At 55.3% G+C, this 25,404-nt stretch carries 24 protein-coding genes and 4 tRNA genes; 27 read left to right on the top strand and 1 reads right to left on the bottom strand.

Translation table 11 applies throughout. The features are described 5' to 3' along the window. Positions 1-138: 138 nt before the first annotated feature. The 4 genes from CRO87_RS20405 to nei are packed head-to-tail and all read left to right on the top strand — an operon-like array spanning position 139 to position 3,281. Positions 139-882, top strand: coding sequence for a type 2 GTP cyclohydrolase I (locus tag CRO87_RS20405; RefSeq protein WP_097164751.1), 744 nt, complete (start codon positions 139-141; stop codon positions 880-882). A gap of 15 nt (positions 883-897) precedes the next feature. Then, entirely contained in the window at positions 898-1,554 is a 657-nt protein-coding gene (gene pxpB / locus CRO87_RS20400) for a 5-oxoprolinase subunit PxpB (RefSeq protein ID WP_097164750.1), read from the top strand. Beyond that, positions 1,548-2,480, top strand: coding sequence for a 5-oxoprolinase subunit PxpC (gene pxpC, locus CRO87_RS20395; protein WP_097164749.1), 933 nt, complete (start codon positions 1,548-1,550; stop codon positions 2,478-2,480). Before pxpB ends, pxpC begins: the two co-directional genes overlap by 7 nt. A gap of 9 nt (positions 2,481-2,489) precedes the next feature. Beyond that, positions 2,490-3,281, top strand: a complete 792-nt coding sequence (gene nei, locus CRO87_RS20390) for an endonuclease VIII (RefSeq protein WP_097164748.1) — start codon at positions 2,490-2,492, stop codon at positions 3,279-3,281. Positions 3,282-3,394: 113 nt separating this feature from the next. On the opposite strand, the gene CRO87_RS20385 is transcribed toward nei, so the two are convergent. Then, entirely contained in the window at positions 3,395-4,681 is a 1,287-nt protein-coding gene (locus tag CRO87_RS20385; protein ID WP_097164747.1) for a citrate synthase, read from the bottom strand. 635 nt (positions 4,682-5,316) lie between these two features. Between CRO87_RS20385 and sdhC the strand changes: the two genes are divergently transcribed. From sdhC to CRO87_RS20265, 23 genes are all read left to right on the top strand, one after another. Then, positions 5,317-5,721: a succinate dehydrogenase cytochrome b556 subunit gene (gene sdhC, locus CRO87_RS20375; protein WP_176504345.1), complete on the top strand. Its 405-nt coding sequence runs from the start codon at positions 5,317-5,319 to the stop codon at positions 5,719-5,721. After that, entirely contained in the window at positions 5,715-6,062 is a 348-nt protein-coding gene (gene sdhD, locus CRO87_RS20370) for a succinate dehydrogenase membrane anchor subunit (RefSeq protein WP_097164746.1), read from the top strand. The genes sdhC and sdhD overlap by 7 nt, the downstream gene beginning before the upstream one ends. Next, entirely contained in the window at positions 6,062-7,828 is a 1,767-nt protein-coding gene (gene sdhA, locus CRO87_RS20365) for a succinate dehydrogenase flavoprotein subunit (RefSeq protein ID WP_097164745.1), read from the top strand. The genes sdhD and sdhA overlap by 1 nt, the downstream gene beginning before the upstream one ends. A gap of 16 nt (positions 7,829-7,844) precedes the next feature. After that, the gene (locus CRO87_RS20360; RefSeq protein ID WP_097164744.1) at positions 7,845-8,561 is read left to right on the top strand and encodes a succinate dehydrogenase iron-sulfur subunit; all 717 of its coding nucleotides are present in this window, start codon (positions 7,845-7,847) and stop codon (positions 8,559-8,561) included. Between the two features lie 296 nt (positions 8,562-8,857). Next, positions 8,858-11,665 (top strand): 2-oxoglutarate dehydrogenase E1 component, encoded by a 2,808-nt coding sequence (sucA, locus tag CRO87_RS20355; protein ID WP_097164743.1) that lies wholly within the window; start codon positions 8,858-8,860, stop codon positions 11,663-11,665. 14 nt (positions 11,666-11,679) lie between these two features. Next, positions 11,680-12,903, top strand: coding sequence for a 2-oxoglutarate dehydrogenase complex dihydrolipoyllysine-residue succinyltransferase (odhB, locus tag CRO87_RS20350; protein ID WP_097164742.1), 1,224 nt, complete (start codon positions 11,680-11,682; stop codon positions 12,901-12,903). Positions 12,904-12,986: 83 nt separating this feature from the next. Beyond that, positions 12,987-14,153 (top strand): ADP-forming succinate--CoA ligase subunit beta, encoded by a 1,167-nt coding sequence (sucC, locus tag CRO87_RS20345; protein ID WP_097164741.1) that lies wholly within the window; start codon positions 12,987-12,989, stop codon positions 14,151-14,153. After that, positions 14,153-15,022, top strand: a complete 870-nt coding sequence (gene sucD / locus CRO87_RS20340; protein ID WP_097164740.1) for a succinate--CoA ligase subunit alpha — start codon at positions 14,153-14,155, stop codon at positions 15,020-15,022. The genes sucC and sucD overlap by 1 nt, the downstream gene beginning before the upstream one ends. 811 nt (positions 15,023-15,833) lie before the next feature. Then, positions 15,834-17,402 (top strand): cytochrome ubiquinol oxidase subunit I, encoded by a 1,569-nt coding sequence (cydA, locus tag CRO87_RS20335; protein WP_097164739.1) that lies wholly within the window; start codon positions 15,834-15,836, stop codon positions 17,400-17,402. A 15-nt stretch (positions 17,403-17,417) separates the two neighbouring features. Then, a complete protein-coding gene (gene cydB, locus CRO87_RS20330; protein WP_097164738.1) occupies positions 17,418-18,557 on the top strand; it encodes a cytochrome d ubiquinol oxidase subunit II in 1,140 nt (379 codons plus the stop codon). Between the two features lie 14 nt (positions 18,558-18,571). Beyond that, a complete protein-coding gene (cydX, locus tag CRO87_RS20325; RefSeq protein ID WP_097164737.1) occupies positions 18,572-18,679 on the top strand; it encodes a cytochrome bd-I oxidase subunit CydX in 108 nt (35 codons plus the stop codon). Beyond that, a complete protein-coding gene (gene ybgE / locus CRO87_RS20320) occupies positions 18,679-18,972 on the top strand; it encodes a cyd operon protein YbgE (protein WP_097164736.1) in 294 nt (97 codons plus the stop codon). Before cydX ends, ybgE begins: the two co-directional genes overlap by 1 nt. Before the next feature lie 150 nt (positions 18,973-19,122). Then, a complete protein-coding gene (gene ybgC / locus CRO87_RS20315) occupies positions 19,123-19,527 on the top strand; it encodes a tol-pal system-associated acyl-CoA thioesterase (protein ID WP_097164735.1) in 405 nt (134 codons plus the stop codon). Next, positions 19,524-20,216: a Tol-Pal system protein TolQ gene (tolQ, locus tag CRO87_RS20310; protein WP_097164734.1), complete on the top strand. Its 693-nt coding sequence runs from the start codon at positions 19,524-19,526 to the stop codon at positions 20,214-20,216. The genes ybgC and tolQ overlap by 4 nt, the downstream gene beginning before the upstream one ends. A 3-nt stretch (positions 20,217-20,219) precedes the next feature. Next, on the top strand, positions 20,220-20,645 hold the full coding sequence (gene tolR / locus CRO87_RS20305; protein ID WP_097164733.1) for a colicin uptake protein TolR: 426 nt from the start codon (positions 20,220-20,222) through the stop codon (positions 20,643-20,645). A gap of 36 nt (positions 20,646-20,681) precedes the next feature. Then, positions 20,682-21,926, top strand: coding sequence for a cell envelope integrity protein TolA (gene tolA / locus CRO87_RS20300; protein WP_097164732.1), 1,245 nt, complete (start codon positions 20,682-20,684; stop codon positions 21,924-21,926). A gap of 131 nt (positions 21,927-22,057) precedes the next feature. Next, complete coding sequence (gene tolB / locus CRO87_RS20295) at positions 22,058-23,350, top strand: Tol-Pal system beta propeller repeat protein TolB (RefSeq protein WP_097164731.1); 1,293 nt, start codon at positions 22,058-22,060, stop codon at positions 23,348-23,350. A gap of 34 nt (positions 23,351-23,384) precedes the next feature. Then, positions 23,385-23,906 carry a peptidoglycan-associated lipoprotein Pal gene (gene pal, locus CRO87_RS20290; RefSeq protein ID WP_013367056.1) on the top strand — a complete coding sequence of 174 codons (522 nt, stop codon included), beginning with the start codon at positions 23,385-23,387 and terminating at the stop codon, positions 23,904-23,906. A 9-nt stretch (positions 23,907-23,915) separates the two neighbouring features. After that, a complete protein-coding gene (gene cpoB / locus CRO87_RS20285; RefSeq protein WP_097164730.1) occupies positions 23,916-24,710 on the top strand; it encodes a cell division protein CpoB in 795 nt (264 codons plus the stop codon). Between the two features lie 165 nt (positions 24,711-24,875). Continuing rightward, positions 24,876-24,951 (top strand) — tRNA-Lys (locus CRO87_RS20280). Positions 24,952-24,988: 37 nt separating this feature from the next. Further along, a tRNA-Val gene (locus CRO87_RS20275) sits at positions 24,989-25,064 on the top strand. Between the two features lie 3 nt (positions 25,065-25,067). Continuing rightward, positions 25,068-25,143 (top strand) — tRNA-Lys (locus CRO87_RS20270). Between the two features lie 166 nt (positions 25,144-25,309). Then, positions 25,310-25,385 (top strand) — tRNA-Lys (locus CRO87_RS20265). The last annotated feature ends 19 nt before the right edge of the window (positions 25,386-25,404 follow it).

Genomic DNA, 25,404 nt, shown 5'->3' with positions numbered 1-25,404 from the left:
CGATTGTGCTGCGTGTCGTTAAGCGATTTTTGCTGCGAGGTTTCGGTGCGCATGAAGCCTGTCGCAGGCCTGCTATCGACGTATCGCTGCCGGGCGGCTATGGTATCCCTCAGTATCGAAAGAAAGTCTGGAGTGACGATGAAAAACAGTGAACTGGAACAACTGATTAACGAGAAACTGAACAGCGGCGCGTTCAGCGATTACAGCCCGAACGGCATGCAGGTTGAAGGGCGGGAAGAGATCCGCAAAATCGTCACCGGCGTTACCGCAAGCCAGGCGCTGTTGGATGAAGCCGTCCGCCAGCAGGCCGATGCGGTGATTGTCCATCATGGCTATTTCTGGAAAAACGAGTCGCCGATTATCCGCGGCATGAAGCGTAATCGTCTGAAAACCTTGCTGGCGAATGACATCAACTTATATGGCTGGCATCTGCCGCTCGACGCGCACCCTGAACTTGGCAATAACGCCCAGCTGGCGGCGCTGCTTGGCATCAATATCAGAGGTGAGATTGAGCAACTGGTGCCGTGGGGTGAATTGTCGATGCCGGTGTCCGGGCTCGAATTTGCCTCCTGGATTGAAGCCCGTTTAGGCCGCAAACCGCTGTGGTCCGGTGATACCGGGCCGGACAAAGTCAGCCGCGTGGCCTGGTGTACCGGCGGCGGCCAGGGCTTTATCGACAATGCGGCGCGCTTCGGCGTGGATGCGTTTATTACCGGTGAAGTCTCCGAACAGACCATCCATTCTGCACGTGAGCAGGGCCTGCACTTTTATGCGGCGGGGCATCACGCGACCGAACGTGGCGGTATTCGTGCGCTAAGCGAATGGCTGACCGAAAACACCGATCTGGATGTCACCTTTATTGATATCCCTAACCCGGCCTGATGAGAGAGGGAAAAAGTGCAGCGAGCGCGTTGTTACCTGTTGGGAGAGACGGCAGTCGTTCTGGAACTTGAACCGCCCGTAACGCTGGAGAGCCAGAAGCGTATCTGGCGGCTGACCCAGCGCTTGCCGGAATACCCCGAAGTGCTGGAAGCCATTCCAGGGATGAACAACATCACCGTGATCCTGCGCAACCCGCAGAGCCTGGCGCTGGATGCTATCGAGCGTCTCCAGCGCTGGTGGGAAGAGAGTGAGGTGCTGGAGCCCGACTCGCGTCAGATTGATATTCCTGTGGTCTACGGCGGCAAGCTGGGACCTGATTTAACGCTGGTGGCTGAACACAGTGGCCTCACGCCGAAGCAGGTAGTGGAGCTGCATTCATCGCAGGAATATGTGGTGTGGTTTTTGGGCTTCCAGCCAGGCTTTGCTTATCTCGGCGGTTTGCCTGAAAAACTGGCGATGCCGCGCCGCGCTGAGCCTCGCGTGGAGGTGCCTGCGGGCAGCGTGGGGATCGGCGGAGAGCTTACGGGCATTTACCCGCTAACCACGCCCGGCGGCTGGCAGCTGATTGGGCATACCTCGCTGGCACTGTTTGATGCCAGCCAGCCGGAGCCTGTTTTACTGCGGCCTGGCGACAGGGTGCGCTTTGTGCCGCAGAAGGAGGGCGTATGCTGAACATTATTCGCTCGGGACTTTATACGTCAGTGCAGGACGGCGGGCGTTACGGCCTGCGCCAGTCGGGCGTCAGCCGCTGTGGCGCGCTGGATAAACCTGCGCTGATGACCGCCAACCTGCTGGTGGGCAACAATCCGAACGCGGCAGCGATCGAAATTACGCTCGGCCAGTTCACCGTGCAGTTCACTCGGGACGGCTGGTTTGCCCTGACCGGGGCAGGTTGTGAGTCCACGCTCGACGGCGAGGCAGTTTGGGCAGGCTGGCGTCTGCCGGTCAAGGCCGGGCAAACGCTGGTGATGAAGCGTCCGCTGCACGGTATTCGCAGCTATCTGGCCGTTGCCGGTGGCATTGATGTGCCGAAAGTGCTCGGCTCGTACAGCACGGATCTGAAAGTGGGCATTGGCGGTCTGGAGGGGCGTCGTCTGCGGGATGGCGACAGCCTGAAGGTGTTTCCTTCAGAGCGCTCATTCAGCGGCCCGCAGGGCGTGAAGTTGCTGCTTCGTGGCAACCGTATTCGCGCTTTGCCGGGGCCGGAATACCATGAGTTTGATGCCGCTTCACAGGAGAATTTCTGGCGCGCGCCCTGGCAACTTAGCCCTCAGAGCAACCGGATGGGCTACCGTCTGAAAGGTCAGCCTCTGGTGCGTACCACCGATCGCGAACTGTTGTCACACGGCCTGTTGCCGGGCGTGGTGCAGGTGCCGCACAACGGCCAGCCCATTGTTCTGATGAATGACGCGCAGACTACAGGCGGCTATCCGCGCATAGCGTGCATCATCGAAGCGGATATGTTCCAGCTGGCGCAGATTCCGCTCGGACAACCGATACATTTTGTTCAGTGCTCTCTCGAAGAAGCGCTGAAGGCGCGCGACGATCAGCATCGTTATTTTGAGCAGCTGGCGTGGCGACTCAACGGAGAACAATAAGGACAAGTTATGCCGGAAGGACCGGAGATCCGCCGGGCGGCGGATACCCTTGAAGCAGCGGTAAAAGGTGAGAAGATTGCAGATGCGTGGTTCGCTTTTCCGCAGCTGAAAGCGTTTGAAGCACTGCTTGTAGGGCAAACCGTGACCCATATTGAAACGCGCGGCAAGGCACTTCTGACGCACTTTTCCGGCGGGCTGACGTTGTACAGCCACAATCAGCTTTACGGTGTCTGGCGCGTGGCGAATGCGGGGGAAGCACCGCAAACCACTCGCGTGCTGCGGGTTCGTTTGCAAACGGCGAAGAAAGCGATTCTGCTCTACAGCGCCTCAGATATTGAAATGCTCACGCCAGAACAGCTGTCCACACAGCCATTTTTACAACGTGTCGGGCCGGACGTGCTCGATCCCTCGTTAACGGAAGAGGAGGTGAAAGCCCGCCTGCTCTCAAAGCGCTTTCGCAACCGGCAGTTTTCCGGGTTGCTGCTGGACCAGGCTTTTCTTGCCGGGTTGGGTAACTATCTGCGGGTGGAGATTTTGTGGGAGTGCGAGCTGGCGGCGACACACAAAGCTAGTGAGCTTACGGAGCCGCAGATTGACAGACTCGCGCATGCGCTGCTGGCCATCCCACGTCTGTCGTATCAGACTCGTGGTCAGGCGGATGAAAACAAACATCACGGGGCGCTGTTCCGCTTTAAGGTGTTCCATCGGGACGGAAAGCCCTGCGAGCGCTGCGGCGGCATTATCGAAAGGACGATGGTGTCGTCCAGGCCGTTTTACGGCTGTCCTGCCTGCCAGAAATAAAAATGCCGGGTGGCAGCTACGCCTTACCCGGCCTACAAAATAATCAGATTCCAGTAAATCTGTAGGCCCGGCAAGCCTTGCGCCGCCGGGCAGTTATTTCGCTAAATGCAAACTTAGTGCTTCTTCAGGTCTGAACTGAATTCGCGTTTGTCGTAGCCGGTGTACAGCTGGCGTGGACGGGCGATTTTCATGCCTTCAGTGTGCATTTCGTTCCAGTGGGCAATCCAGCCGACGGTACGCGCCATCGCGAAGATCACGGTGAACATGGAAGACGGAATGCCCATTGCTTTCAGGATGATGCCTGAGTAGAAGTCCACGTTCGGGTAGAGTTTCTTCTCGATGAAGTACGGGTCGTTCAGCGCGATGTGCTCCAGCTCCATGGCAACCTGCAGCAGGTCGTCTTTGGTGCCCAGCTCTTTCAGCACTTCATGGCAGGTTTCACGCATCACGGTGGCACGCGGGTCGTAGTTTTTGTACACGCGGTGGCCGAAGCCCATCAGACGGAACGAATCGTTTTTGTCTTTCGCGCGGCGCACGAATTCAGGAATGTGCTCCACGGTGCTGATCTCTTCCAGCATCTTCAGTGCGGCTTCGTTAGCACCACCGTGCGCCGGTCCCCACAGGGACGCGATACCGGCAGCGATACAGGCAAACGGGTTCGCGCCTGAAGAACCTGCGGTACGGACGGTAGACGTCGATGCGTTCTGCTCGTGATCCGCGTGCAGGATAAGAATGCGGTCCATGGCACGTTCCAGCACCGGGTTCACCACGTATTCTTCACAAGGGGTGGAGAACATCATGTTGAGGAAGTTGCCCGCATAGGAGAGGTCGTTGCGCGGATAAACGAACGGCTGACCAATGGAGTATTTGTAGCACATCGCCGCCATGGTTGGCATTTTGGACAGCAGGCGGAACGCGGCAATTTCACGGTGACGTGGGTTATTCACGTCCATCGCGTCGTGATAGAACGCTGCCAGCGCACCGGTCACGCCGCACATCACCGCCATCGGGTGAGAGTCACGACGGAAGCCGTGGAACAGGCGGGTGATTTGCTCGTGGATCATGGTGTGACGAGTGACGATGGTTTTGAATTCGTCGTATTGCGCCTGGGTCGGTTTCTCACCGTTCAGCAGGATGTAGCACACTTCGAGATAGTTAGACTGGGTGGCTAACTGATCGATAGGGAAGCCACGGTGCAGCAGAACACCTTCATCACCATCGATAAAGGTAATTTTGGATTCGCAGGAAGCGGTGGAGGTAAAACCTGGGTCAAATGTAAATACGCCTTTCGAACCCAGACTACGAATATCAATCACGTCTTCGCCGAGCGTACCTTTTAGCACGTCCAGTTCAATAGCGGTGTCACCGTTGAGAGTGAGCTTTGCCTTTGTATCAGCCATTTACGGTCTCCTTAGCGCCTTATTACATAAGACTGCGGGATGCCGGATTCGCTTTCAGGGTGCGGGTAGACGTTACCAGTTTGTTATTTGGCTCACCGCCGAGCTCACGAGGGTAAACCAGGGTACAGAGCAAAGGGCGCCGGGGGGCATACGTTCATCGCACTATGAAACTACAGCAAATCAGGGTCTTAGCAGTCCGATTATTCAAACCTGTCTATCACTATTCACTGTCAGATTACATCGGTCAATACTTTCTCACTGTTACATAACTTATTCTCAGGTGAAAGCATGACCCCATAACTTTTACGCATTATATGCCTTTTCAGGTGATGGTTGTAACAATAATGTTTAATATTTGTCAAATCAGGTGAGTAAAAATTAAAATAATGTTGTTATCGTGACCCCGATCACTGTTCCGCATAAAACCCGACAAACTATATGTAGGTTAATTGTAATGATTTTGTGAACGGCCTATACTGCCGCCAGGTCTCCGGAAACCCCTGCAATCCCGAGCCACCCAGCGTTGAAATGTGTCGTTTTAGCTCTTGAAATGGAGTTTTTACATGACGCGCAGTTATAGAAAGGACGCTGTCTGACCCGCACGCAGACCGGAGGAAGGAAACAATAAGAACAGCATGTGGGCGTTATTCATGATAAAAAATCAGAAAAAACAAAGACCTGTCAATCTGGATCTGAAAACGATCCGGTTCCCCATAACGGCGATAGCGTCCATCCTCCACCGCGTTTCTGGCGTGATCACTTTTGTGGCGGTTGGCATTCTGTTGTGGTTACTGGGCACCAGTCTCTCCTCTCCTGAAGGCTTCCAGACGGCGAGCGCCATCATGGGCGGCTTCTTCGTCAAATTCATCATGTGGGGCATCCTGACGGCGCTGGCATATCACGCCGTGCTCGGCATTCGCCATCTGATGATGGACTTTGGCTATCTGGAAGAGACATTCGAAGCAGGTAAAAAATCTGCCAACGTTTCATTTGTTATTACTGTCGTGCTTTCACTTCTCGCAGGAGTCCTCGTATGGTAAGCAACGCCTCAGCACTAGGACGTAACGGCGTACATGACTTCATCCTCGTACGTGCCACCGCGATTGTCCTCACCCTGTACATTATCTACATGGTAGGTTTCTTCGCGACCCATGGCTCGCTCACCTGGGAAGTCTGGACGGGTTTCTTCTCTTCCGCTTTCACCAAAGTCTTCACCCTGCTGGCTTTATTCTCCATCTTGATTCATGCCTGGATCGGCATGTGGCAGGTGTTGACCGACTACGTTAAACCGCTGGCAGTTCGTCTGCCGTTGCAGCTCGCTATTGTCGTGGCGCTGGTGGTTTACGTCATTTATGGATTTGTTGTGGTGTGGGGTGTGTGATGAAACTGCCAGTCAGAGAATTTGATGCTGTTGTTATAGGCGCAGGTGGCGCAGGTATGCGTGCCGCGCTGCAAATTTCCCAGAGCGGCCAGACCTGTGCGCTGCTCTCCAAAGTGTTCCCGACCCGTTCTCATACCGTATCTGCGCAGGGTGGCATCACCGTGGCGCTCGGTAATACCCATGAAGATAACTGGGAATGGCACATGTATGACACCGTGAAGGGGTCAGACTACATCGGTGACCAGGACGCTATCGAATATATGTGTAAGACCGGCCCGGAAGCGATTCTGGAGCTGGATCATATGGGCCTGCCGTTCTCCCGTCTGGAAGATGGCACCATCTATCAACGTCCGTTTGGCGGTCAGTCGAAGAATTTCGGCGGCGAGCAAGCGGCACGTACCGCAGCGGCAGCGGACCGTACCGGTCACGCCCTGCTGCACACGCTTTATCAGCAGAACCTGAAAAACCACACCACCATCTTCTCCGAGTGGTACGCGCTGGACCTGGTGAAAAATGCCGATGGCGCAGTGGTGGGTTGTACCGCCCTGTGCATCGAAACCGGCGAAGTGGTTTACTTCAAAGCCAACGCCACCGTGCTGGCGACCGGCGGTGCGGGCCGTATTTACCAGTCCACCACTAACGCGCACATCAACACCGGTGACGGCGTTGGTATGGCTATCCGTGCAGGCGTGCCAGTGCAGGACATGGAAATGTGGCAGTTCCACCCGACGGGTATCGCGGGCGCAGGCGTTCTGGTAACGGAAGGCTGCCGCGGTGAAGGCGGTTACCTGCTGAACAAACACGGCGAGCGCTTCATGGAGCGTTACGCTCCGAATGCAAAAGACCTGGCGGGTCGTGACGTGGTGGCACGTTCCATCATGATCGAAATCCGTGAAGGTCGCGGCTGTGATGGCCCGTGGGGTCCACACGCCAAGCTGAAACTTGACCATCTCGGTAAAGACGTTCTCGAATCCCGCCTGCCGGGTATCCTCGAACTGTCCCGCACCTTCGCGCACGTCGATCCAGTGAAAGAGCCGATCCCGGTCATCCCAACCTGCCACTACATGATGGGCGGTATTCCGACCAAAGTGAGCGGCCAGGCGCTGACCGTCAACGAGCAAGGCGAAGACGTGGTGATCCCGGGCCTGTTCGCCGTGGGTGAAATTGCCTGCGTATCCGTTCACGGTGCCAACCGTCTGGGCGGCAACTCGCTGCTGGACCTGGTGGTGTTTGGTCGTGCGGTTGGCCTGCATCTGCAGGAATCCATCGCCGAGCAGGGCACGCTGCGTGATGCCACCGAAGAAGAAGTGAATGCTTCCCTGGAACGTCTCAACCGCTGGAACGGCAACCGCGACGGCGAAGACCCGGTCGAAATCCGCAAAGCGCTGCAGGAATGTATGCAGCACAACTTCTCAGTGTTCCGCGAAGGCGATGCGATGGCGAAAGGTCTGGAGCAGCTGAAGGCCATCCGCGAGCGTCTGAAAAATGCCCGCCTGGACGATACCTCCAGCGAGTTCAACACCCAGCGCATCGAGTGCCTGGAGCTGGATAACCTGATGGAAACCGCCTACGCCACCGCGGTGTCGGCCAACTTCCGTACCGAAAGCCGTGGCGCACACAGCCGCTTCGACTTCCCGGATCGTGATGATGAAAACTGGCTCTGCCACAGTCTGTACCAGCCGCAGACGGAATCCATGACCCGCCGTGAGGTGAACATGGAGCCGAAACTGCGTCCGGCATTCCCGCCGAAAGTGCGTACCTACTAATTGCGGAGACAGGAAGATGAAACTCGAATTTTCAGTTTATCGTTATAACCCGGATGTCGACGACGCTCCGCACATGCAGGATTACACCCTCGAAGCGGAAGAAGGGCGCGACATGATGCTGCTGGATGCTTTAATCCAGCTGAAAGAACAGGACCCAACGTTGTCATTCCGTCGCTCGTGCCGTGAAGGCGTTTGTGGCTCAGACGGCGTGAACATGAACGGTAAGAATGGCCTCGCCTGTATCACCCCGATTTCCGCTTTGCAGCGCGCAGGGCAGAAAATCGTGATTCGTCCGCTGCCGGGCTTGCCGGTGGTGCGCGATTTGGTGGTGGACATGGGGCAGTTCTATGCCCAATATGAGAAGATTAAGCCTTACCTGTTGAATAATGGGCAAAATCCACCCGCTCGCGAGCATTTACAGTCGCCTGAGCAGCGTGAAAAACTGGACGGCCTGTACGAGTGTATTCTCTGTGCCTGCTGCTCCACTTCTTGCCCGTCATTCTGGTGGAACCCGGATAAGTTCATCGGCCCGGCCGGTCTGTTAGCGGCGTACCGCTTCCTGATCGACAGCCGTGATACCGAAACCGACAACCGCCTGGAAGGGCTGAGTGACGCTTTCAGCGTATTCCGCTGTCACAGCATCATGAACTGCGTCAGTGTCTGTCCGAAAGGGCTGAACCCGACGCGCGCCATCGGCCACATTAAGTCGATGCTGCTGCAGCGCAGTGCGTAATCAGTAACGCCGGATGGCGCTGCGCTTATACGGCCTATGAAGAGTAGGCCCGTTAAACGCAGTGCCTCCGGGCAAAATGGAATTTGCAGGAAACCTTTAAAAACTGCCGATGGACTTCCCTTTCTCAGGTGAGAAAGCAGGGAAGGGGGCAACGGCCCTAAGACAGTTTCTAAAGGTTCCTTCGCGGGCCTGAACAGAAGAGCTCGCAAGTGAACCCCGGCACGCAGACCAGGTACCCCGGTGTGCGTGGTAGTTTCTACGGCGAAAGTAAGCATAAAAATGCTTAAGGGATCACGATGCAGAACGGCGCAATGAAAGCCTGGCTGGACTCTTCTTTCCTCTCTGGTTCCAACCAGAGCTGGATTGAACAGCTCTATGAAGACTTCTTAACCGATCCTGACTCTGTCGACGCTAACTGGCGTTCCATGTTCCAGCAGCTGCCTGGCACCGGAGTCAAACCCGATCAATTTCATTCCACAACGCGTGATTATTTCCGCCGTCTGGCGAAAGATGCCTCGCGTTACTCTTCCGCGATCTCCGATCCTGATACCAACGCGAAGCAGGTTAAAGTCCTGCAGCTGATCAACGCCTGGCGTTTCCGTGGCCATCAGGCCGCGAACCTTGATCCGCTTGGCCTGTGGAAGCAAGATCCGGTGGCCGATCTGGAGCCTGCGTTCCACGATCTGACTGAAGCCGATCTTCAGGACAGTTTCAACGTGGGTTCTTTTGCCATCGGCAAAGAGACCATGAAGCTGGCCGACCTGATTGCCGCGCTGAAGCAAACCTACGGCGGCTCTATCGGTGCGGAATACATGCACATTACCTCCACGGAAGAGAAGCGCTGGATCCAGCAGCGTATCGAATCGGTGGTGGGCCACGCGAGCTTCACTGCGGACGAGAAAAAACGCTTCCTGACCGAGCTGACCGCAGCGGAAGGCCTGGAGCGTTATCTGGGCGCGAAATTCCCTGGCGCAAAACGCTTCTCGCTGGAAGGCGGCGATGCGCTGGTGCCAATGCTGAAAGAGCTTATCCGCCATGCGGGTAAGAGCGGCACTCGCGAAGTGGTGCTGGGCATGGCGCACCGTGGTCGTCTGAACGTGCTGATCAACGTACTGGGCAAAAAGCCACAGGACCTGTTCGACGAATTTGCGGGCAAACACAAAGAACACCTCGGCACCGGCGACGTGAAGTACCACATGGGCTTCTCGTCTGATATGGAAACCGAAGGCGGCCTGGTGCACCTGGCGCTGGCGTTCAACCCGTCTCACCTTGAGATTGTGAGCCCGGTAGTTATCGGCTCCGTGCGTGCCCGTCTGGACCGTCTGGAAGAGCCAAGCAGCAATAAAGTGCTGCCAATCACCATTCACGGCGACGCCGCCGTTGCAGGCCAGGGCGTGGTTCAGGAAACCCTGAACATGTCCAAAGCGCGTGGTTACGAAGTGGGCGGTACCGTTCGCATCGTTATCAACAACCAGGTTGGCTTCACTACTTCCAACCCGCTCGATGCGCGTTCCACACCGTACTGCACCGACATCGGTAAGATGGTGATGGCGCCAATCTTCCACGTGAACGCGGATGACCCGGAAGCGGTAGCCTTTGTGACTCGCCTGGCGCTGGACTTCCGTAACACCTTCAAACGTGATGTGTTCATCGACCTGGTTTGCTACCGTCGTCACGGCCATAACGAAGCCGACGAGCCAAGCGCAACCCAGCCGCTGATGTACCAGAAAATCAAAAAGCATCCGACCCCGCGCAAACTGTACGCCGACAAGCTTGAAGGCGACAAAGTGGCGACGCTGGAAGATGCCACCGAGATGGTCAATCTTTACCGCGACGCGCTGGATGCCGGCGAATGCGTGGTGAAAGAGTGGCGTCCGATGAACATGCACTCCTTCACCTGGTCGCCGTACCTCAACCACGAGTGGGATGAGAGCTACCCGAACAAGGTAGAAGTGAAGCGTCTGCAGGAGCTGGCGAAGCGCATCAGCACCGTGCCGGAAGCCGTTGAAATGCAGTCCCGCGTAGCGAAAATCTACGGTGACCGTCAGGCCATGGCCGCAGGCGAGAAGCTGTTCGACTGGGGCGGCGCGGAAACGCTGGCCTACGCAACGCTGGTTGATGAAGGCATTCCTGTCCGTCTGTCCGGTGAAGATGCCGGTCGCGGCACCTTCTTCCACCGCCATGCGGTTATCCATAACCAGACCAACGGTTCTACTTATACTCCGCTGGAAAACGTGCACAACGGCCAGGGCCAGTTCCGCGTCTGGGACTCCGTGCTCTCCGAAGAGGCCGTTCTGGCGTTCGAATACGGCTACGCCACCGCAGAGCCACGCATTTTGACCATCTGGGAAGCGCAGTTCGGCGACTTCGCCAACGGTGCTCAGGTGGTTATCGACCAGTTCATCAGCTCCGGTGAGCAGAAATGGGGCCGGATGTGTGGCCTGACCATGCTGCTGCCGCACGGCTACGAAGGGCAGGGCCCGGAGCACTCCTCCGCGCGTCTGGAACGTTATCTGCAACTCTGCGCTGAGCAGAACATGCAGGTTTGCGTGCCTTCTACCCCGGCTCAGGTTTATCACATGCTGCGTCGCCAGGCGCTGCGCGGGATGCGTCGTCCGCTGGTGGTCATGTCACCGAAATCCCTGCTGCGTCACCCGCTGGCGGTTTCAAGCCTCGACGAACTGGCAAACGGCACCTTCCAGCCTGCGATCGGTGAGATTGACGAGCTGGATCCGAAAGCCGTTAAACGCGTCGTCATGTGTTCCGGTAAGGTCTACTACGATCTGCTCGAACAGCGTCGCAAAAACGATCAGAAAGATGTCGCCATCGTGCGTATCGAACAGCTTTATCCGTTCCCGCATCAGGCGATGCAGGACGCGCTGAAACCTTATGCTCACGTACATGACTTTGTCTGGTGTCAGGAAGAGCCGCTCAACCAGGGCGCCTGGTACTGCAGCCAGCATCACTTACGTGAAGTGATTCCATTTGGGTCTGCCCTGCGTTACGCAGGTCGCCCGGCCTCTGCCTCTCCGGCAGTAGGGTATATGTCCGTTCACCAGAAGCAGCAGCAAGATCTGGTCAATGACGCGCTGAACGTCGATTAATTAAAGGATACAAAATGAGTAGCGTAGATATTCTTGTTCCCGACCTGCCAGAATCCGTAGCCGATGCCACGGTTGCCACTTGGCACAAGAAGCCAGGCGACGCGGTTGTCCGCGATGAAGTGCTGGTCGAAATCGAAACTGACAAAGTGGTACTGGAAGTACCGGCGTCGGCGGACGGCATTCTGGATGCCGTACTGGAAGATGAAGGCACTACCGTGACTTCCCGTCAGATCCTGGGTCGCCTGCGTGAAGGCAACAGCGCTGGCAAAGCCACCGAAGCGAAAGCAGACACCAAAGAGTCTACTCCGGCCCAGCGCCAGCAGGCTTCTCTGGAAGAGCAGAACAACGATGCCCTGAGCCCGGCGATCCGTCGCCTGCTGGCTGAGCACAGCCTCGAAGCCAGCGCCATCAAAGGTACCGGTGTTGGCGGCCGTCTGACCCGTGAAGACGTGGAAAAACACCTGGCGAAAGCCCCGGCTAAAGCAGAAGCGAAAGCGCCTGCCGCGGCTCCGGCTGCTGCACCAGCCCCGCTGGCCGGCCGCTCTGAAAAACGCGTTCCGATGACCCGTCTGCGCAAGCGCGTAGCCGAGCGTCTGCTGGAAGCGAAAAACTCTACCGCCATGCTGACCACGTTCAACGAAGTCAACATGAAGCCAATCATGGATCTGCGTAAGCAGTACGGCGACGCGTTTGAAAAACGTCACGGTATCCGTCTGGGCTTCATGTCCTTCTACGTGAAAGCGGTTGTTGAAGCGCTGAAACGCTACCCGGAAGTGAACGCCTCCATCGACGGCGACGACGTGGTGTATCACAACTACTTCGACGTGAGCATGGCCGTTTCTACTCCACGTGGCCTGGTGACCCCGGTTCTGCGTGATGTGGATACCTTGGGCATGGCGGACATCGAGAAGAACATCAAAGAGCTGGCGGTGAAAGGCCGTGATGGCAAGCTGACCGTAGAAGATCTGACCGGCGGCAACTTCACCATCACCAACGGCGGCGTGTTCGGTTCCCTGATGTCTACCCCGATCATCAACCCACCGCAGAGCGCGATCCTTGGCATGCATGCCATCAAAGATCGCCCAATGGCGGTAGACGGTAAAGTAGAGATCCTGCCGATGATGTATCTGGCGCTCTCCTACGATCACCGCCTGATCGACGGCCGCGAATCCGTGGGCTTCCTCGTGGCCATTAAAGAGCTGCTGGAAGATCCAACTCGTCTGCTGCTGGACGTGTAGAAACCTCTGAATCACCAGTCCTTCGGGTCGGTTGCGGCCCGAAGGTAAAATGATAACGATTACCCTAAAAGTGGATAGAACGCATGAACTTACATGAATACCAGGCCAAACAGCTGTTTGCCCGCTACGGTTTACCTGCGCCAGTAGGCTATGCCTGCTCAACTCCGCGTGAAGCTGAAGAAGCCGCTTCAAAAATCGGCGCGGGCCCATGGGTCGTGAAATGCCAGGTACACGCTGGCGGCCGCGGTAAAGCAGGCGGCGTAAAAGTCGTTAACAGCAAAGAAGACATTCGCGCTTTCGCTGAACACTGGCTGGGTAAACGCCTGGTAACCTATCAAACAGATGCGAACGGCCAGCCTGTAAACCAGATTCTGGTTGAAGCAGCGACCGATATCGCGAAAGAACTCTATCTGGGCGCGGTAGTTGACCGCAGCTCCCGTCGCGTGGTGTTCATGGCGTCTACCGAAGGCGGCGTGGAAATCGAAAAAGTGGCGGAAGAAACCCCGCACCTGATCCACAAAGTGGCTATCGATCCGCTGGCAGGCCCAATGCCTTACCAGGGTCGCGAGCTGGCGTTCAAACTGGGTCTGGAAGGCAAACTGGTTCAGCAGTTCACCAAGATCTTCATGGGCCTGGCAAACATCTTCCTTGAGCGTGACCTGGCGCTGATCGAAATCAACCCGCTGGTGATCACCAAGCAGGGCGACCTGATCTGCCTCGACGGCAAACTGGGCGCTGACGGCAACGCATTGTTCCGCCAGCCTGATCTGCGTGAAATGCGCGACCAGTCTCAGGAAGATCCACGTGAAGCGCAGGCTGCACAGTGGGAGCTGAACTACGTTGCGCTCGACGGCAACATCGGCTGCATGGTTAACGGTGCGGGCCTGGCAATGGGCACCATGGACATCGTTAAGCTGCACGGCGGCGAACCGGCTAACTTCCTCGACGTGGGCGGTGGCGCAACCAAAGAGCGCGTGACCGAAGCGTTCAAAATCATCCTCTCTGATGACAACGTAAAAGCTGTTCTGGTGAACATCTTCGGCGGCATCGTCCGCTGTGACCTGATTGCTGACGGCATCATCGGCGCAGTAGAAGAAGTGGGCGTGAACGTGCCAGTGGTCGTGCGTCTGGAAGGCAACAACGCCGAACTCGGCGCGAAGAGACTGGCTGACAGCGGCCTGAATATTATTGCAGCGAAAAGTCTGACCGATGCGGCTCAGCAGGTCGTTCACGCAGTGGAGGGGAAATAATGTCCATTTTAATTGATAAAAACACCAAGGTTATCTGCCAGGGCTTCACCGGTAGCCAGGGGACTTTCCACTCTGAACAAGCGATTGCTTACGGCACCAACATGGTTGGCGGCGTAACGCCAGGCAAAGGCGGCACCACCCACCTGGGCCTGCCGGTGTTCAACACCGTGCGTGAAGCAGTAGAAGCAACGGGCGCAACCGCCACCGTTATCTACGTTCCGGCACCGTTCTGCAAAGACTCCATCCTGGAAGCCATCGACGCAGGCATCAAACTGATCATCACCATCACCGAAGGTATCCCGACGCTGGATATGCTGACCGTGAAGGTGAAGCTGGATGAAGCAGGCGTGCGTATGATTGGCCCGAACTGCCCGGGTGTGATCACGCCAGGTGCCAGCAAAATCGGCATCATGCCAGGCCACATTCACAAGCCAGGCAAAGTGGGCATCGTTTCCCGCTCTGGTACCCTGACTTACGAAGCGGTTAAGCAGACCACCGACTACGGTTTCGGCCAGTCCACCTGCGTGGGCATCGGCGGCGACCCGATCCCGGGCTCTAACTTCATCGATATCCTGAAAATGTTCCAGGAAGATCCGCAGACCGAAGCGATCGTAATGATCGGTGAAATCGGCGGTAGCGCTGAAGAAGAAGCGGCGGCTTACATCAAGGATCATGTGACGAAGCCAGTTGTTGGCTACATCGCAGGTGTTACCGCGCCGAAAGGCAAGCGTATGGGCCACGCAGGCGCAATCATCGCGGGCGGTAAAGGCACCGCGGATGAGAAATTCGCCGCCCTGGAAGCTGCCGGTGTGAAAACCGTTCGCAGCCTCGCCGACATCGGCGAAGCGCTGAAAACTATCATTAACTGATAATCCTCTCTGCTCCCCGTGCGGGGAGCTTTATATGTCCGTTTTCGACATGGTTGGCCACTTTAGCGAGTGGCCTTTTTTATGGTCTGAGTATCAGGCATGTCTGTCTGGCGCGTCAGCATTGATGAACAAAAGAGCAAACAAACCCGGCCATGCCCTGCGTTGCCGTTTTGCTTTTAGAGGATAATCACGGAGTGGTGTTAATTAATAAAATCAATACAGTGAATGAAATGTAATAAAAACGGACTATACTTATCTGCCTGAAAATTATTTCTCCCTCTGCTTCCCTGGCATTGCCCGCAGCTATACTTCCAGCGGCGCGGCTCTGGTTTAAAAAAACATTACCTTTCTCGCTATTTCCCTCTTATTTGATAACCGTCAATGTCATGTTAAAAACATATTTTTAACATTGATTTTACTATGCATCATCAAGCGCATACAGAATTAACACTGAAATGTAAAATTGATTTAAATCAATATCTAATGCTTGGAAAAACGAAGCGCAAAGCGGTAAATTGTCGCCGATCAAAGTGGTCGAAATGAGTCATCTTAGCTATATATTGATCAGTGTCGAAAAACGTAAATTTTACTCGGTAAAAACCTGTTTATTGTAAGGGTTTTACGGCGTAATATATTCGTGGGATCAATTTGGGTTTTTTATTAACGTATTTGTAACCTTTGTTCATTGTCGTTATCGCATACGAGCGCGACAGCGGGCGGGAAGCAAATCAATTTGTATTGGGGCATGCGTGTGAATCCTCTCTAACGGGATCCACTCTCGGAGTCTTCATGCGATGAGCAAGGAGTCATGATGTTAGATATAGTCGAACTGTCGCGCTTACAGTTTGCCTTGACCGCGATGTACCACTTCCTTTTTGTGCCACTGACGCTCGGTATGGCGTTCCTGCTGGCCATTATGGAAACGGTCTACGTCCTTTCCGGCAAACAGATTTATAAAGATATGACCAAGTTCTGGGGCAAGTTGTTTGGTATCAACTTCGCTCTGGGTGTGGCAACCGGCCTGACCATGGAGTTCCAGTTCGGGACTAACTGGTCTTACTATTCCCACTACGTGGGCGATATCTTCGGTGCGCCGCTGGCTATCGAAGGGCTGATGGCCTTCTTCCTCGAATCCACCTTTGTAGGTCTGTTCTTCTTCGGCTGGGATCGTCTGGGCAAAGTCCAGCATATGGCGGTGACCTGGCTCGTCGCACTGGGTTCAAACATGTCCGCACTCTGGATTCTGGTCGCGAACGGCTGGATGCAGAACCCGGTAGCATCAGACTTCAACTTCGAAACCATGCGTATGGAGATGGTGAGCTTCTCCGAGCTCGTCCTGAACCCGGTCGCTCAGGTTAAATTCGTCCACACCGTGGCATCTGGCTACGTTTGTGGCGCCATGTTCATTCTGGGCATTAGCTCCTACTACATGCTGCGCGGGCGTGATTTTGCTTTTGCAAAACGCTCTTTCGCGATTGCAGCAAGCTTTGGTATGGCGGCGATCCTTTCCGTTATCGTGCTGGGTGATGAATCCGGTTACGAGATGGGCGACGTACAGAAAACCAAGCTGGCGGCCATCGAAGCCGAATGGGAAACGCAGCCAGCTCCGGCTTCCTTTACCCTGTTTGGTATTCCCGATCAGGACGCGCAGAAAAACCATCTTCAGATTCAAATTCCTTACGCGCTGGGCATTATTGCCACCCGTTCTGTTGATAAGCAGGTAACGGGCCTGAAAGAGCTGATGGCGCAGCACGAAGAGCGTATCCGCAACGGCATGAAGGCGTACAAGCTGCTGGAAGAGCTGCGTTCTGGCTCCGCAGATCAGTCCGTGCGTAACGAATTCAACGATGTGAAAAAAGACCTCGGTTACGGTCTACTGCTGAAACGCTACACGCCGAATGTCTCTGACGCGACGGAAGCACAGATCCAGCAGGCAACGAAAGACTCTATACCACGCGTTGCGCCTCTGTACTTTGCGTTTCGTATCATGGTGGCCTGCGGCATTCTGATGCTGGGCATCATCGCGGCCTGCTTCTGGACGGTGATTCGTAACCGCATCGGCAGCAAAAAATGGCTGCTGCGCGTCTGCCTGTATGGCATCCCGCTGCCGTGGATTGCGATTGAGTCGGGCTGGTTCGTTGCGGAATATGGCCGCCAACCCTGGGCCATTGGTGAAGTATTGCCGACAGCCGTGGCGAACTCTTCGCTGACCGCAGGCGATCTCATCTTCTCGATGTTGCTGATTTGCGGCCTGTACACCGTGTTCCTGGTGGCTGAAATGTTCCTGATGTTCAAGTTTGCGCGTCTGGGTCCAAGCAGCCTGAAAACCGGTCGTTACCATTTTGAGCAGACCCCGGTGTCTGGTCAGCCGGCACGCTAAGACAGGAGTCGTCAAATGTTCGATTATGAAGTATTGCGTTTTATCTGGTGGCTGCTGATTGGCATTCTGCTGATCGGTTTTGCGGTTGCCGATGGTTTCGACATGGGGGTGGGCATGCTCACCCGTTTCCTCGGTCGTAATGACACCGAGCGTCGAATTATGATCAACTCCATCGCCCCGCACTGGGACGGAAACCAGGTGTGGCTGATCACCGCTGGTGGTGCGCTGTTCGCTGCCTGGCCGATGGTCTATGCCGCTGCCTTCTCCGGCTTCTATGTGGCGATGATTCTGGTGCTGGCGTCTTTATTCTTCCGTCCGGTTGGTTTCGACTACCGTTCGAAGATTGAAGACACCCGCTGGCGTAACCTGTGGGACTGGGGCATTTTCATCGGCAGCTTTGTACCGCCGCTGGTGATTGGTGTGGCTTTCGGCAACCTGCTGCAGGGCGTGCCGTTCCACGTGGACGAGTATCTGCGCCTCTACTACACCGGTAATTTCTTCCAGCTGCTGAACCCGTTTGGCCTGCTGGCAGGGATCGTGAGTGTGGCGATGATCCTGACGCAGGGCGCAACTTATCTGCAAATGCGTACCGTCGGCGAACTGCATCTGCGCACGCGTACCGTTTCTCAGGTGGCGGCGCTGGCGACTCTGGTGTGCTTCGCCCTGGCGGGCGTTTGGGTTTACTACGGCATTGATGGCTACGTGGTGAAATCGGTTCTCGATCATCATGCTGCATCAAACCCACTGACCAAAGAAGTGGTGCGTGAAGCGGGTGCCTGGATGGTGAACTTCAACAACATGCCAGCCCTGTGGGCGATTCCGGCGCTGGGCGTGGTGTTGCCACTGCTGACCATCGTCACTTCACGTGCGGAGAAGGGCGCCTGGGCGTTCCTGTTCTCCTCACTGACGCTGGCCTGCATCATCCTGACCGCAGGTATCGCTATGTTCCCGTTCATTATGCCTTCAAGCACGATGATGAACGTGAGCCTGACCATGTGGGATGCGACCTCCAGCCAGCTGACGCTGAATGTGATGACCTACGCGGCGATGGTGTTCGTACCGATTATCCTGCTCTACACCACCTGGTGTTACTGGAAAATGTTCGGTCGTATCACTAAAGAAGACATCGAACGCAACACCCATTCCCTGTACTGAGTAAGGAGCAAGATATGTGGTACTTCGCATGGATTCTGGGAACGCTTCTGGCTTGTGCATTCGGCGTGATCACCGCCCTGGCGCTTGAGCACGTCGAATCCGGACAAAAAGAAGATCATTAATGACCAAAATTATCGCAACGCTGTATGCGGTAATGGATAAGGGCCCTTTAAGGGCCCTTTCGTTACTGATGGCGCTGGTGCTGGCAGGCTGCATCTTCTGGGACCCGTCACGCTTTGCGGCGAAAACCAGCGCGCTTGAAATTTGGCATGGCTTCCTGATCATGTGGGCGGTGTGTGCAGGCGTCATTCATGGCGTCGGTTTTCGTCCAAAGGCCATTCACTGGCAGGGGATATTCTGCCCACTGCTGGCCGACCTGGTTCTTCTCGCCGGGCTGATTTTCTTCTACGCCTGATTCAGAAACATCCGTTAATCGCTATGGGCTTGTTCAAGCCCATAAAAATTTACTCTCCGTTTACTTTCCCCCATTCCAAACCATCATTGCCGCGCGTATAGTAGCGAAGTTTGAAAGCCCTAAATCTTTTTTGCATTACCGGGATGTAAAGTGAATACAACGCTGTTTCGATGGCCGGTTCGAGTCTATTACGAAGACACCGACGCCGGTGGTGTGGTTTACCACGCCAGCTATGTCGCTTTCTATGAGAGAGCACGCACAGAGATGCTGCGCCACCATCACTTTAGCCAACAGGTCCTGCTGGCTGAACGCGTTGCCTTTGTGGTGCGCAAGATGACGCTGGAGTATTTCGCCGCCGCCAGACTCGACGACATGCTCGAAGTCCAGACGGAAATTACAGCGATGCGGGGCACCTCTCTGGTGTTCACGCAGCGAATAGTCAACGCAGAAAACAAAGTCCTCAATGAGGCAGAAGTGCTGATTGTTTGCGTTGATCCACTCTTAATGAAGCCTCGTGCGCTTCCCAAGTCTATTGTCGCGGAGTTTAAGCAGTGACTGACATGAATATCCTTGATTTGTTCCTGAAGGCAAGCCTTCTGGTTAAACTTATCATGTTGATCTTGATTGGTTTTTCAATCGCTTCCTGGGCCATCATCATCCAGAGAACGCGCATCCTTAATGCGGCAGGCCGCGAAGCGGAAGCCTTCGAAGATAAGTTCTGGTCCGGGATCGAACTCTCTCGCCTGTACCAGGAAAGCCAGGGCCGTCGCGACAATCTGACGGGCTCAGAACAGATTTTCTACAGCGGATTCAAAGAGTTTGCGCGTCTGCATCGGGCGAACAGCCATGCGCCAGAAGCCATTGTGGAAGGGGCCTCGCGTGCGATGCGCATTTCCATGAACCGCGAGCTGGAGAATCTCGAAAACCACATTCCTTTCCTCGGCACCGTAGGCTCCATCAGTCCGTATATCGGTCTGTTCGGTACGGTGTGGGGGATCATGCATGCCTTTATCGCGCTGGGCGCGGTAAAAGTGGCGACGCTGCAGATGGTTGCCCCGGGTATTGCTGAAGCGCTGATCGCCACCGCGATTGGTCTGTTTGCGGCAATTCCTGCGGTAATGGCGTACAACCGCCTGAACCAGCGCGTGAACAAACTGGAACTGAATTACGACAACTTTATGGAAGAGTTCACCGCGATTCTGCACCGCCAGGCGTTTACCACCAGCGAAAGCAACAAGGGGTAAACCATGGCCAGACGTGGACGCGGACGTCGTGAACTGAAGTCCGAAATTAACATCGTTCCGTTGCTGGATGTGCTGCTGGTGCTGCTGCTGATCTTCATGGCGACAGCGCCGATCATTTCGCAGAGCGTGGATGTGAATCTGCCAGATGCGACCGAATCGCAGGCCGTCAGCACCAATGACGATCCGCCGGTGATTGTGGAAGTGTCGGGAGTAGGGCAGTACAGCGTCAATGTCGGTCCGGACAAGATGCCACAGCTGCCGCCTGAGCAGGTCGTTGCTGAAGCTCAGCGTCGACTGCAGGCGAATCCGAAGACGATCTTCCTGATCGGTGGTGCGAAAGATGTGCCGTACGATGAAATCATTAAAGCGCTAAACCTGTTACACAGCGCGGGCGTGAAATCAGTGGGTTTAATGACCCAGCCAATCTGACCCGGCTAGCAGGCTAACAGTTTTTGGGAACCGAGAGTGTCAAAGGCAACCGACCAACAAAACGAAAAGCTTAAACGCGCGATCATCATTTCAGTCGTCCTGCATATCATCCTGATTGCACTGCTGATTTGGAGTTCGTTCGACGAGCATATAGAGGCTTCGGCAGGCGGGGGCGGTGGCTCTTCTATTGACGCGGTGATGGTCGATCCGGGAGCGGTCGTACAGAACTACAACCGTCAGCAGAACCAGCAGGCCAGCGCTCGTCGTGCCGAAGAGCAGCGCGAAAAGCAGGCGCAGCAGCAGGCGGAAGAGATGCGCGAGAAGCAGGCCGCTGAGCAGGAGCATCTGAAGCAGCTCGAACAGGATCGCCTGAAGGCACAGGAAGAAGCCGCTAAGCAGGCTGATGCGCAAAAACAAGCAGAGCAGGCGGCTAAGCAGGCTCAGGAGCAGCAGAAGCAGGCTGAAGAGGCCGCCGTGAAAGCGGAGGCGCTGGCGAAAGCCAAAGCAGATGCCCAGGCGAAAGTTGCAGCCGAAGCCGCGAAGAAAGCGGCGGCGGATGCTCAGAAGAAAGCCGAGGCGGAAGCCGCCAAAGCCGCAGCTGACGCTCAGAAGAAAGCTGAAGCCGAAGCAGCGAAAAAAGCTCAGCAGGACGCTGAGAAAAAAGCAGCGGCGGATGCAGCGAAGAAAGCAGCAGCCGCTGAGAAAGCAGCCGAAGCAAAAGCAGCTGAAAAAGCAGCTGAAAAAGCGGCAGCCGATAAAGCCGCCGCAGACAAAGCCGCGGCCGAGAAGGCTGCAGCCAAGAAAGCAGCAGCAGAGAAGGCCGCCGCTGATAAAGCCGCAGCAGCAAAAGCCGCCGCAGCGAAGAAAGCAGCAGAAGCCAAAGATGCATCAGGCGTTGACGACCTGCTGGGCGATCTCAGCTCGGGTAAGAATGCGCCGAAAACCGGTGGTGGGGCGAAAGGAAACAATGCCGCCGCAGCCGGGAGCGGTAACACTAAGAACAACGGCGCTTCAGGCGCGGATATCAGCAACTATGCCGGACAGATAAAAGCGGCCATTGAGAGTCGTTTTTATGATGCATCTTCTTACGCAGGCAAAGTGTGTACGCTGCGCATTAAGCTGAATACGGACGGTACGTTAGCCAATATCACCTCTGAAGGCGGCGATCCGGCGCTCTGCACTGCGGCACTGGCTGCAGCACGACAGGCACGGTTCCCTAAACCGCCATCAGATGCCGTGTATGAAGTGTTCAAAAATGCGCCGCTGGACTTCAAACCTTAAGGCAAATTTCCTCGCGCAAACGGGGAAAAATGTACCAGGCTGGTCACAGGGTTTTGGTAGTTTTGTGTATTTGAGTTTGTTAACATTCTGCTAAATTATCGTGGGCTTTCCGCCTGGATAAGGGAGATATGATGAAGCAGGCATTAAAAGTAGCATTTGGTTTTCTGATGCTGTTTGCAGCGGCGCTGCATGCAGAAGTACGTATCGAGATAACCCAAGGGGTGGACTCGGCACGCCCAATCGGCGTGGCGCCATTCAAATGGGCCGGGCCAGGTGCGGCACCTGAAGATGTGGGCGGCATTGTTGCGGCTGACCTGCGCAACAGCGGTAAATTCAATCCACTGGACCGTTCTCGCCTGCCTCAGCAGCCGGGCTCGGCTCAGGAAGTTCAGCCTGCGGCATGGTCTGCGCTCGGTATTGACGCCGTTGTTGTCGGCCAGGTGACGCCTAACGGTGACGGCTCTTACACCGTCGCTTACCAGCTGGTGGACACCGGTGGTGCACCAGGTACCGTTCTGGCGCAGAACTCTTACAAAGTGAACAAGCAGTGGCTGCGCTATGCCGGTCACACTGCCAGTGACGAAGTGTTCGAGAAGCTGACCGGTATCAAAGGTGCCTTCCGTACCCGTATCGCTTATGTGGTGCAGACCAACGGCGGTCAGTTCCCGTATGAGCTGCGCGTGTCCGACTACGACGGCTACAACCAGTTCGTGGTTCACCGTTCTCCACAGCCGCTGATGTCTCCGGCGTGGTCTCCGGACGGGTCTAAACTGGCCTACGTGACCTTCGAAAGCGGTCGTTCGGCGCTGGTTATCCAGACGCTGGCCAACGGTGCTATCCGTCAGGTTGCTTCCTTCCCGCAGCACAACGGCGCGCCAACCTTCTCTCCAGACGGTTCTAAGCTTGCGTTTGCGCTGTCGAAAACCGGTAGCCTGCAGCTGTACGTAATGAACCTGGGCTCTGGGCAGATTAGCCAGGTGACAACGGGTCGTAGCAACAACACCGAACCAAGCTGGTTCCCGGACAGCCAGAATCTGGCCTTTACTTCAGACCAGGCCGGTCGTCCGCAGGTGTATAAAGTTAATGTTAACGGCGGTACTCCGCAGCGTATTTCCTGGGAAGGTTCTCAGAACCAGGATGCTGATGTGAGCGCCGACGGTAAGTTTATGGTGATGGTGAGCTCGGCCAACGGCCAGCAGCACATCGCCAAACAAGATCTGGCAGCGGGTGGCGTACAGGTTCTGTCGTCAACGTTCCTGGATGAAACGCCAAGTCTGGCACCGAACGGCACAATGGTTATCTACAGCTCTTCTCAGGGGATGGGATCTGTGCTGAATCTGGTTTCTACAGATGGGCGTTTCAAAGCGCGTCTTCCGGCAACTGATGGACAGGTCAAATTCCCTGCCTGGTCGCCGTATCTGTAATAATAATTAATTGAATATTATAGGAATCAAAGAAATGCAACTGAACAAAGTGCTGAAAGGACTGATGATCGCTCTGCCAGTTATGGCTATCGCGGCGTGTTCTTCTAACAAGAATGCCAGCAACGATCAGAGCGGTGAAGGCATGATGGGTGCAGGCACTGGTATGGATGCTAACGGTAACGGCAACATGTCTTCTGAAGAGCAAGCTCGTCTGCAGATGCAGCAGCTGCAGCAGAACAACATCGTTTACTTCGATCTCGACAAGTACGATATCCGTTCTGACTTCGCTGCCATGCTGGACGCGCACGCAAACTTCCTGCGTAGCAACCCGTCTTACAAAGTCACCGTAGAAGGTCACGCTGACGAACGTGGTACTCCTGAGTACAACATCGCGCTGGGCGAACGTCGTGCTAACGCGGTTAAAATGTACCTGCAGGGTAAAGGCGTTTCTGCTGACCAGATCTCTATCGTTTCCTACGGTAAAGAAAAACCTGCAGTACTGGGTCACGACGAAGCGGCTTACTCCAAAAACCGTCGTGCCGTACTGGTTTACTAAGAGAATTGCATGAGCAGTAACTTCAGACATCACCTGTTGAGTCTGTCGTTACTGGTTGGCATAGCGGCCCCCTGGGCCGCTAATGCTCAGGCGCCAATCAGTAGTGTCGGCTCAGGCTCGGTCGAAGACCGCGTCACTCAACTCGAGCGTATTTCCAACGCTCACAGTCAACTTTTGACCCAACTCCAGCAGCAACTCCAGGACAACCAGGCCGACATTGACGCCCTGCGTGGTCAAATCCAGGAAAGTCAGTATCAGCTTAATCAGGCGGTCGATCGCCAGAAGCAGATTCAGTCACAGCTGGATGGGATGAGCAGCGGCGCTAATGCGGCTCAGACGCCATCCACGACGGGCGACCAGAGTGGGGCTGCTGCGGCCACTGCGGCACCAGCAGCGGGCGCTGCGGCGTCAGGCGCGCCGGTACAAAGCGGTGATGCCAATACGGATTACAACGCCGCTATCGCGCTGGTGAAGGATGCCTCGCGCCAGGATGATGCGATTGCCGCATTCCAGGCCTTCGTCAAAAAGTACCCTGATTCAACTTATCAGCCGAATGCCAACTACTGGCTCGGACAGCTGAATTACAACAAGGGTAAAAAAGATGATGCGGCGTTCTATTTCGCCTCCGTGGTGAAAAATTACCCGAAATCTCCGAAAGCTGCTGACGCCATGTTTAAAGTTGGCGTAATCATGCAGGACAAAGGTGACACTGCGAAAGCCAAAGCGGTTTATCAGCAGGTGGTCGCGAAGTATCCCGGCACCGAAGGGGCCAAACAGGCGCAAAAACGCCTGAGTGGGCTCTGATGCTCATGGCATGACCTGAAATTGCACTCTTTCTGGTCATGCCGCATGAATCATAAGCACTTAGCGTTTTTTCTTAGAAAAATTTGTTGCGCTGAAATCTGAAACCAGTAATATATGCCGCCGTTGCCAAGGGATATCAAACATCCTGAAAGCCGCGAAAATAGTGGGTCGTTAGCTCAGTTGGTAGAGCAGTTGACTTTTAATCAATTGGTCGCAGGTTCGAATCCTGCACGACCCACCACTAACTTCAGTTAGTAAGAAGTATCCAGCGTAGTATCGGGTGATTAGCTCAGCTGGGAGAGCACCTCCCTTACAAGGAGGGGGTCGGCGGTTCGATCCCGTCATCACCCACCACTCGGGTCGTTAGCTCAGTTGGTAGAGCAGTTGACTTTTAATCAATTGGTCGCAGGTTCGAATCCTGCACGACCCACCAATATTTTGGTGAAATCGAGTGTAAAGCGTGAAGGATAACGTTGCTTCAGCAACGGCCCGAAGGGCGAGACGTTAGTCGAGTCATCCTGCACGACCCACCAATTTTTAACTCTGTTTATTAATTGGTGCCGAGTATTCAGCAGTACCTCTTCGAAGCAACACCCAATGGGTCGTTAGCTCAGTTGGTAGAGCAGTTGACTTTTAATCAATTGGTCGCAGGTTCGAATCCTGCACGACCCACCAATTTTATTGGTGACGTCTT

It is taken from the genome of Enterobacter sp. CC120223-11 (assembly GCF_900215375.1).
Taxonomy (GTDB): domain Bacteria; phylum Pseudomonadota; class Gammaproteobacteria; order Enterobacterales; family Enterobacteriaceae; genus Scandinavium.
Note: the sequence above shows the minus strand (reverse complement) of the source record. Positions and strands in the feature narration are given on the sequence as shown.

Excerpts from the sequence above, each read along its gene's own strand:
- CRO87_RS20405 (WP_097164751.1), top strand. The coding sequence starts at position 139 with ATGAAAAACAGTGAACTGGAACAACTGATTAACGAGAAACTGAACAGC.
- pxpC (WP_097164749.1), top strand. The coding sequence starts at position 1,548 with ATGCTGAACATTATTCGCTCGGGACTTTATACGTCAGTGCAGGACGGC.
- nei (WP_097164748.1), top strand. The coding sequence starts at position 2,490 with ATGCCGGAAGGACCGGAGATCCGCCGGGCGGCGGATACCCTTGAAGCA.
- CRO87_RS20385 (WP_097164747.1), bottom strand. The coding sequence starts at position 4,681 with ATGGCTGATACAAAGGCAAAGCTCACTCTCAACGGTGACACCGCTATT.
- sdhC (WP_176504345.1), top strand. The coding sequence starts at position 5,317 with ATGTGGGCGTTATTCATGATAAAAAATCAGAAAAAACAAAGACCTGTC.
- sdhD (WP_097164746.1), top strand. The coding sequence starts at position 5,715 with ATGGTAAGCAACGCCTCAGCACTAGGACGTAACGGCGTACATGACTTC.
- sdhA (WP_097164745.1), top strand. The coding sequence starts at position 6,062 with ATGAAACTGCCAGTCAGAGAATTTGATGCTGTTGTTATAGGCGCAGGT.
- CRO87_RS20360 (WP_097164744.1), top strand. The coding sequence starts at position 7,845 with ATGAAACTCGAATTTTCAGTTTATCGTTATAACCCGGATGTCGACGAC.
- sucA (WP_097164743.1), top strand. The coding sequence starts at position 8,858 with ATGCAGAACGGCGCAATGAAAGCCTGGCTGGACTCTTCTTTCCTCTCT.
- odhB (WP_097164742.1), top strand. The coding sequence starts at position 11,680 with ATGAGTAGCGTAGATATTCTTGTTCCCGACCTGCCAGAATCCGTAGCC.
- sucC (WP_097164741.1), top strand. The coding sequence starts at position 12,987 with ATGAACTTACATGAATACCAGGCCAAACAGCTGTTTGCCCGCTACGGT.
- sucD (WP_097164740.1), top strand. The coding sequence starts at position 14,153 with ATGTCCATTTTAATTGATAAAAACACCAAGGTTATCTGCCAGGGCTTC.
- cydA (WP_097164739.1), top strand. The coding sequence starts at position 15,834 with ATGTTAGATATAGTCGAACTGTCGCGCTTACAGTTTGCCTTGACCGCG.
- cydB (WP_097164738.1), top strand. The coding sequence starts at position 17,418 with ATGTTCGATTATGAAGTATTGCGTTTTATCTGGTGGCTGCTGATTGGC.
- cydX (WP_097164737.1), top strand. The coding sequence starts at position 18,572 with ATGTGGTACTTCGCATGGATTCTGGGAACGCTTCTGGCTTGTGCATTC.
- ybgE (WP_097164736.1), top strand. The coding sequence starts at position 18,679 with ATGACCAAAATTATCGCAACGCTGTATGCGGTAATGGATAAGGGCCCT.
- tolR (WP_097164733.1), top strand. The coding sequence starts at position 20,220 with ATGGCCAGACGTGGACGCGGACGTCGTGAACTGAAGTCCGAAATTAAC.
- tolB (WP_097164731.1), top strand. The coding sequence starts at position 22,058 with ATGAAGCAGGCATTAAAAGTAGCATTTGGTTTTCTGATGCTGTTTGCA.
- pal (WP_013367056.1), top strand. The coding sequence starts at position 23,385 with ATGCAACTGAACAAAGTGCTGAAAGGACTGATGATCGCTCTGCCAGTT.
- cpoB (WP_097164730.1), top strand. The coding sequence starts at position 23,916 with ATGAGCAGTAACTTCAGACATCACCTGTTGAGTCTGTCGTTACTGGTT.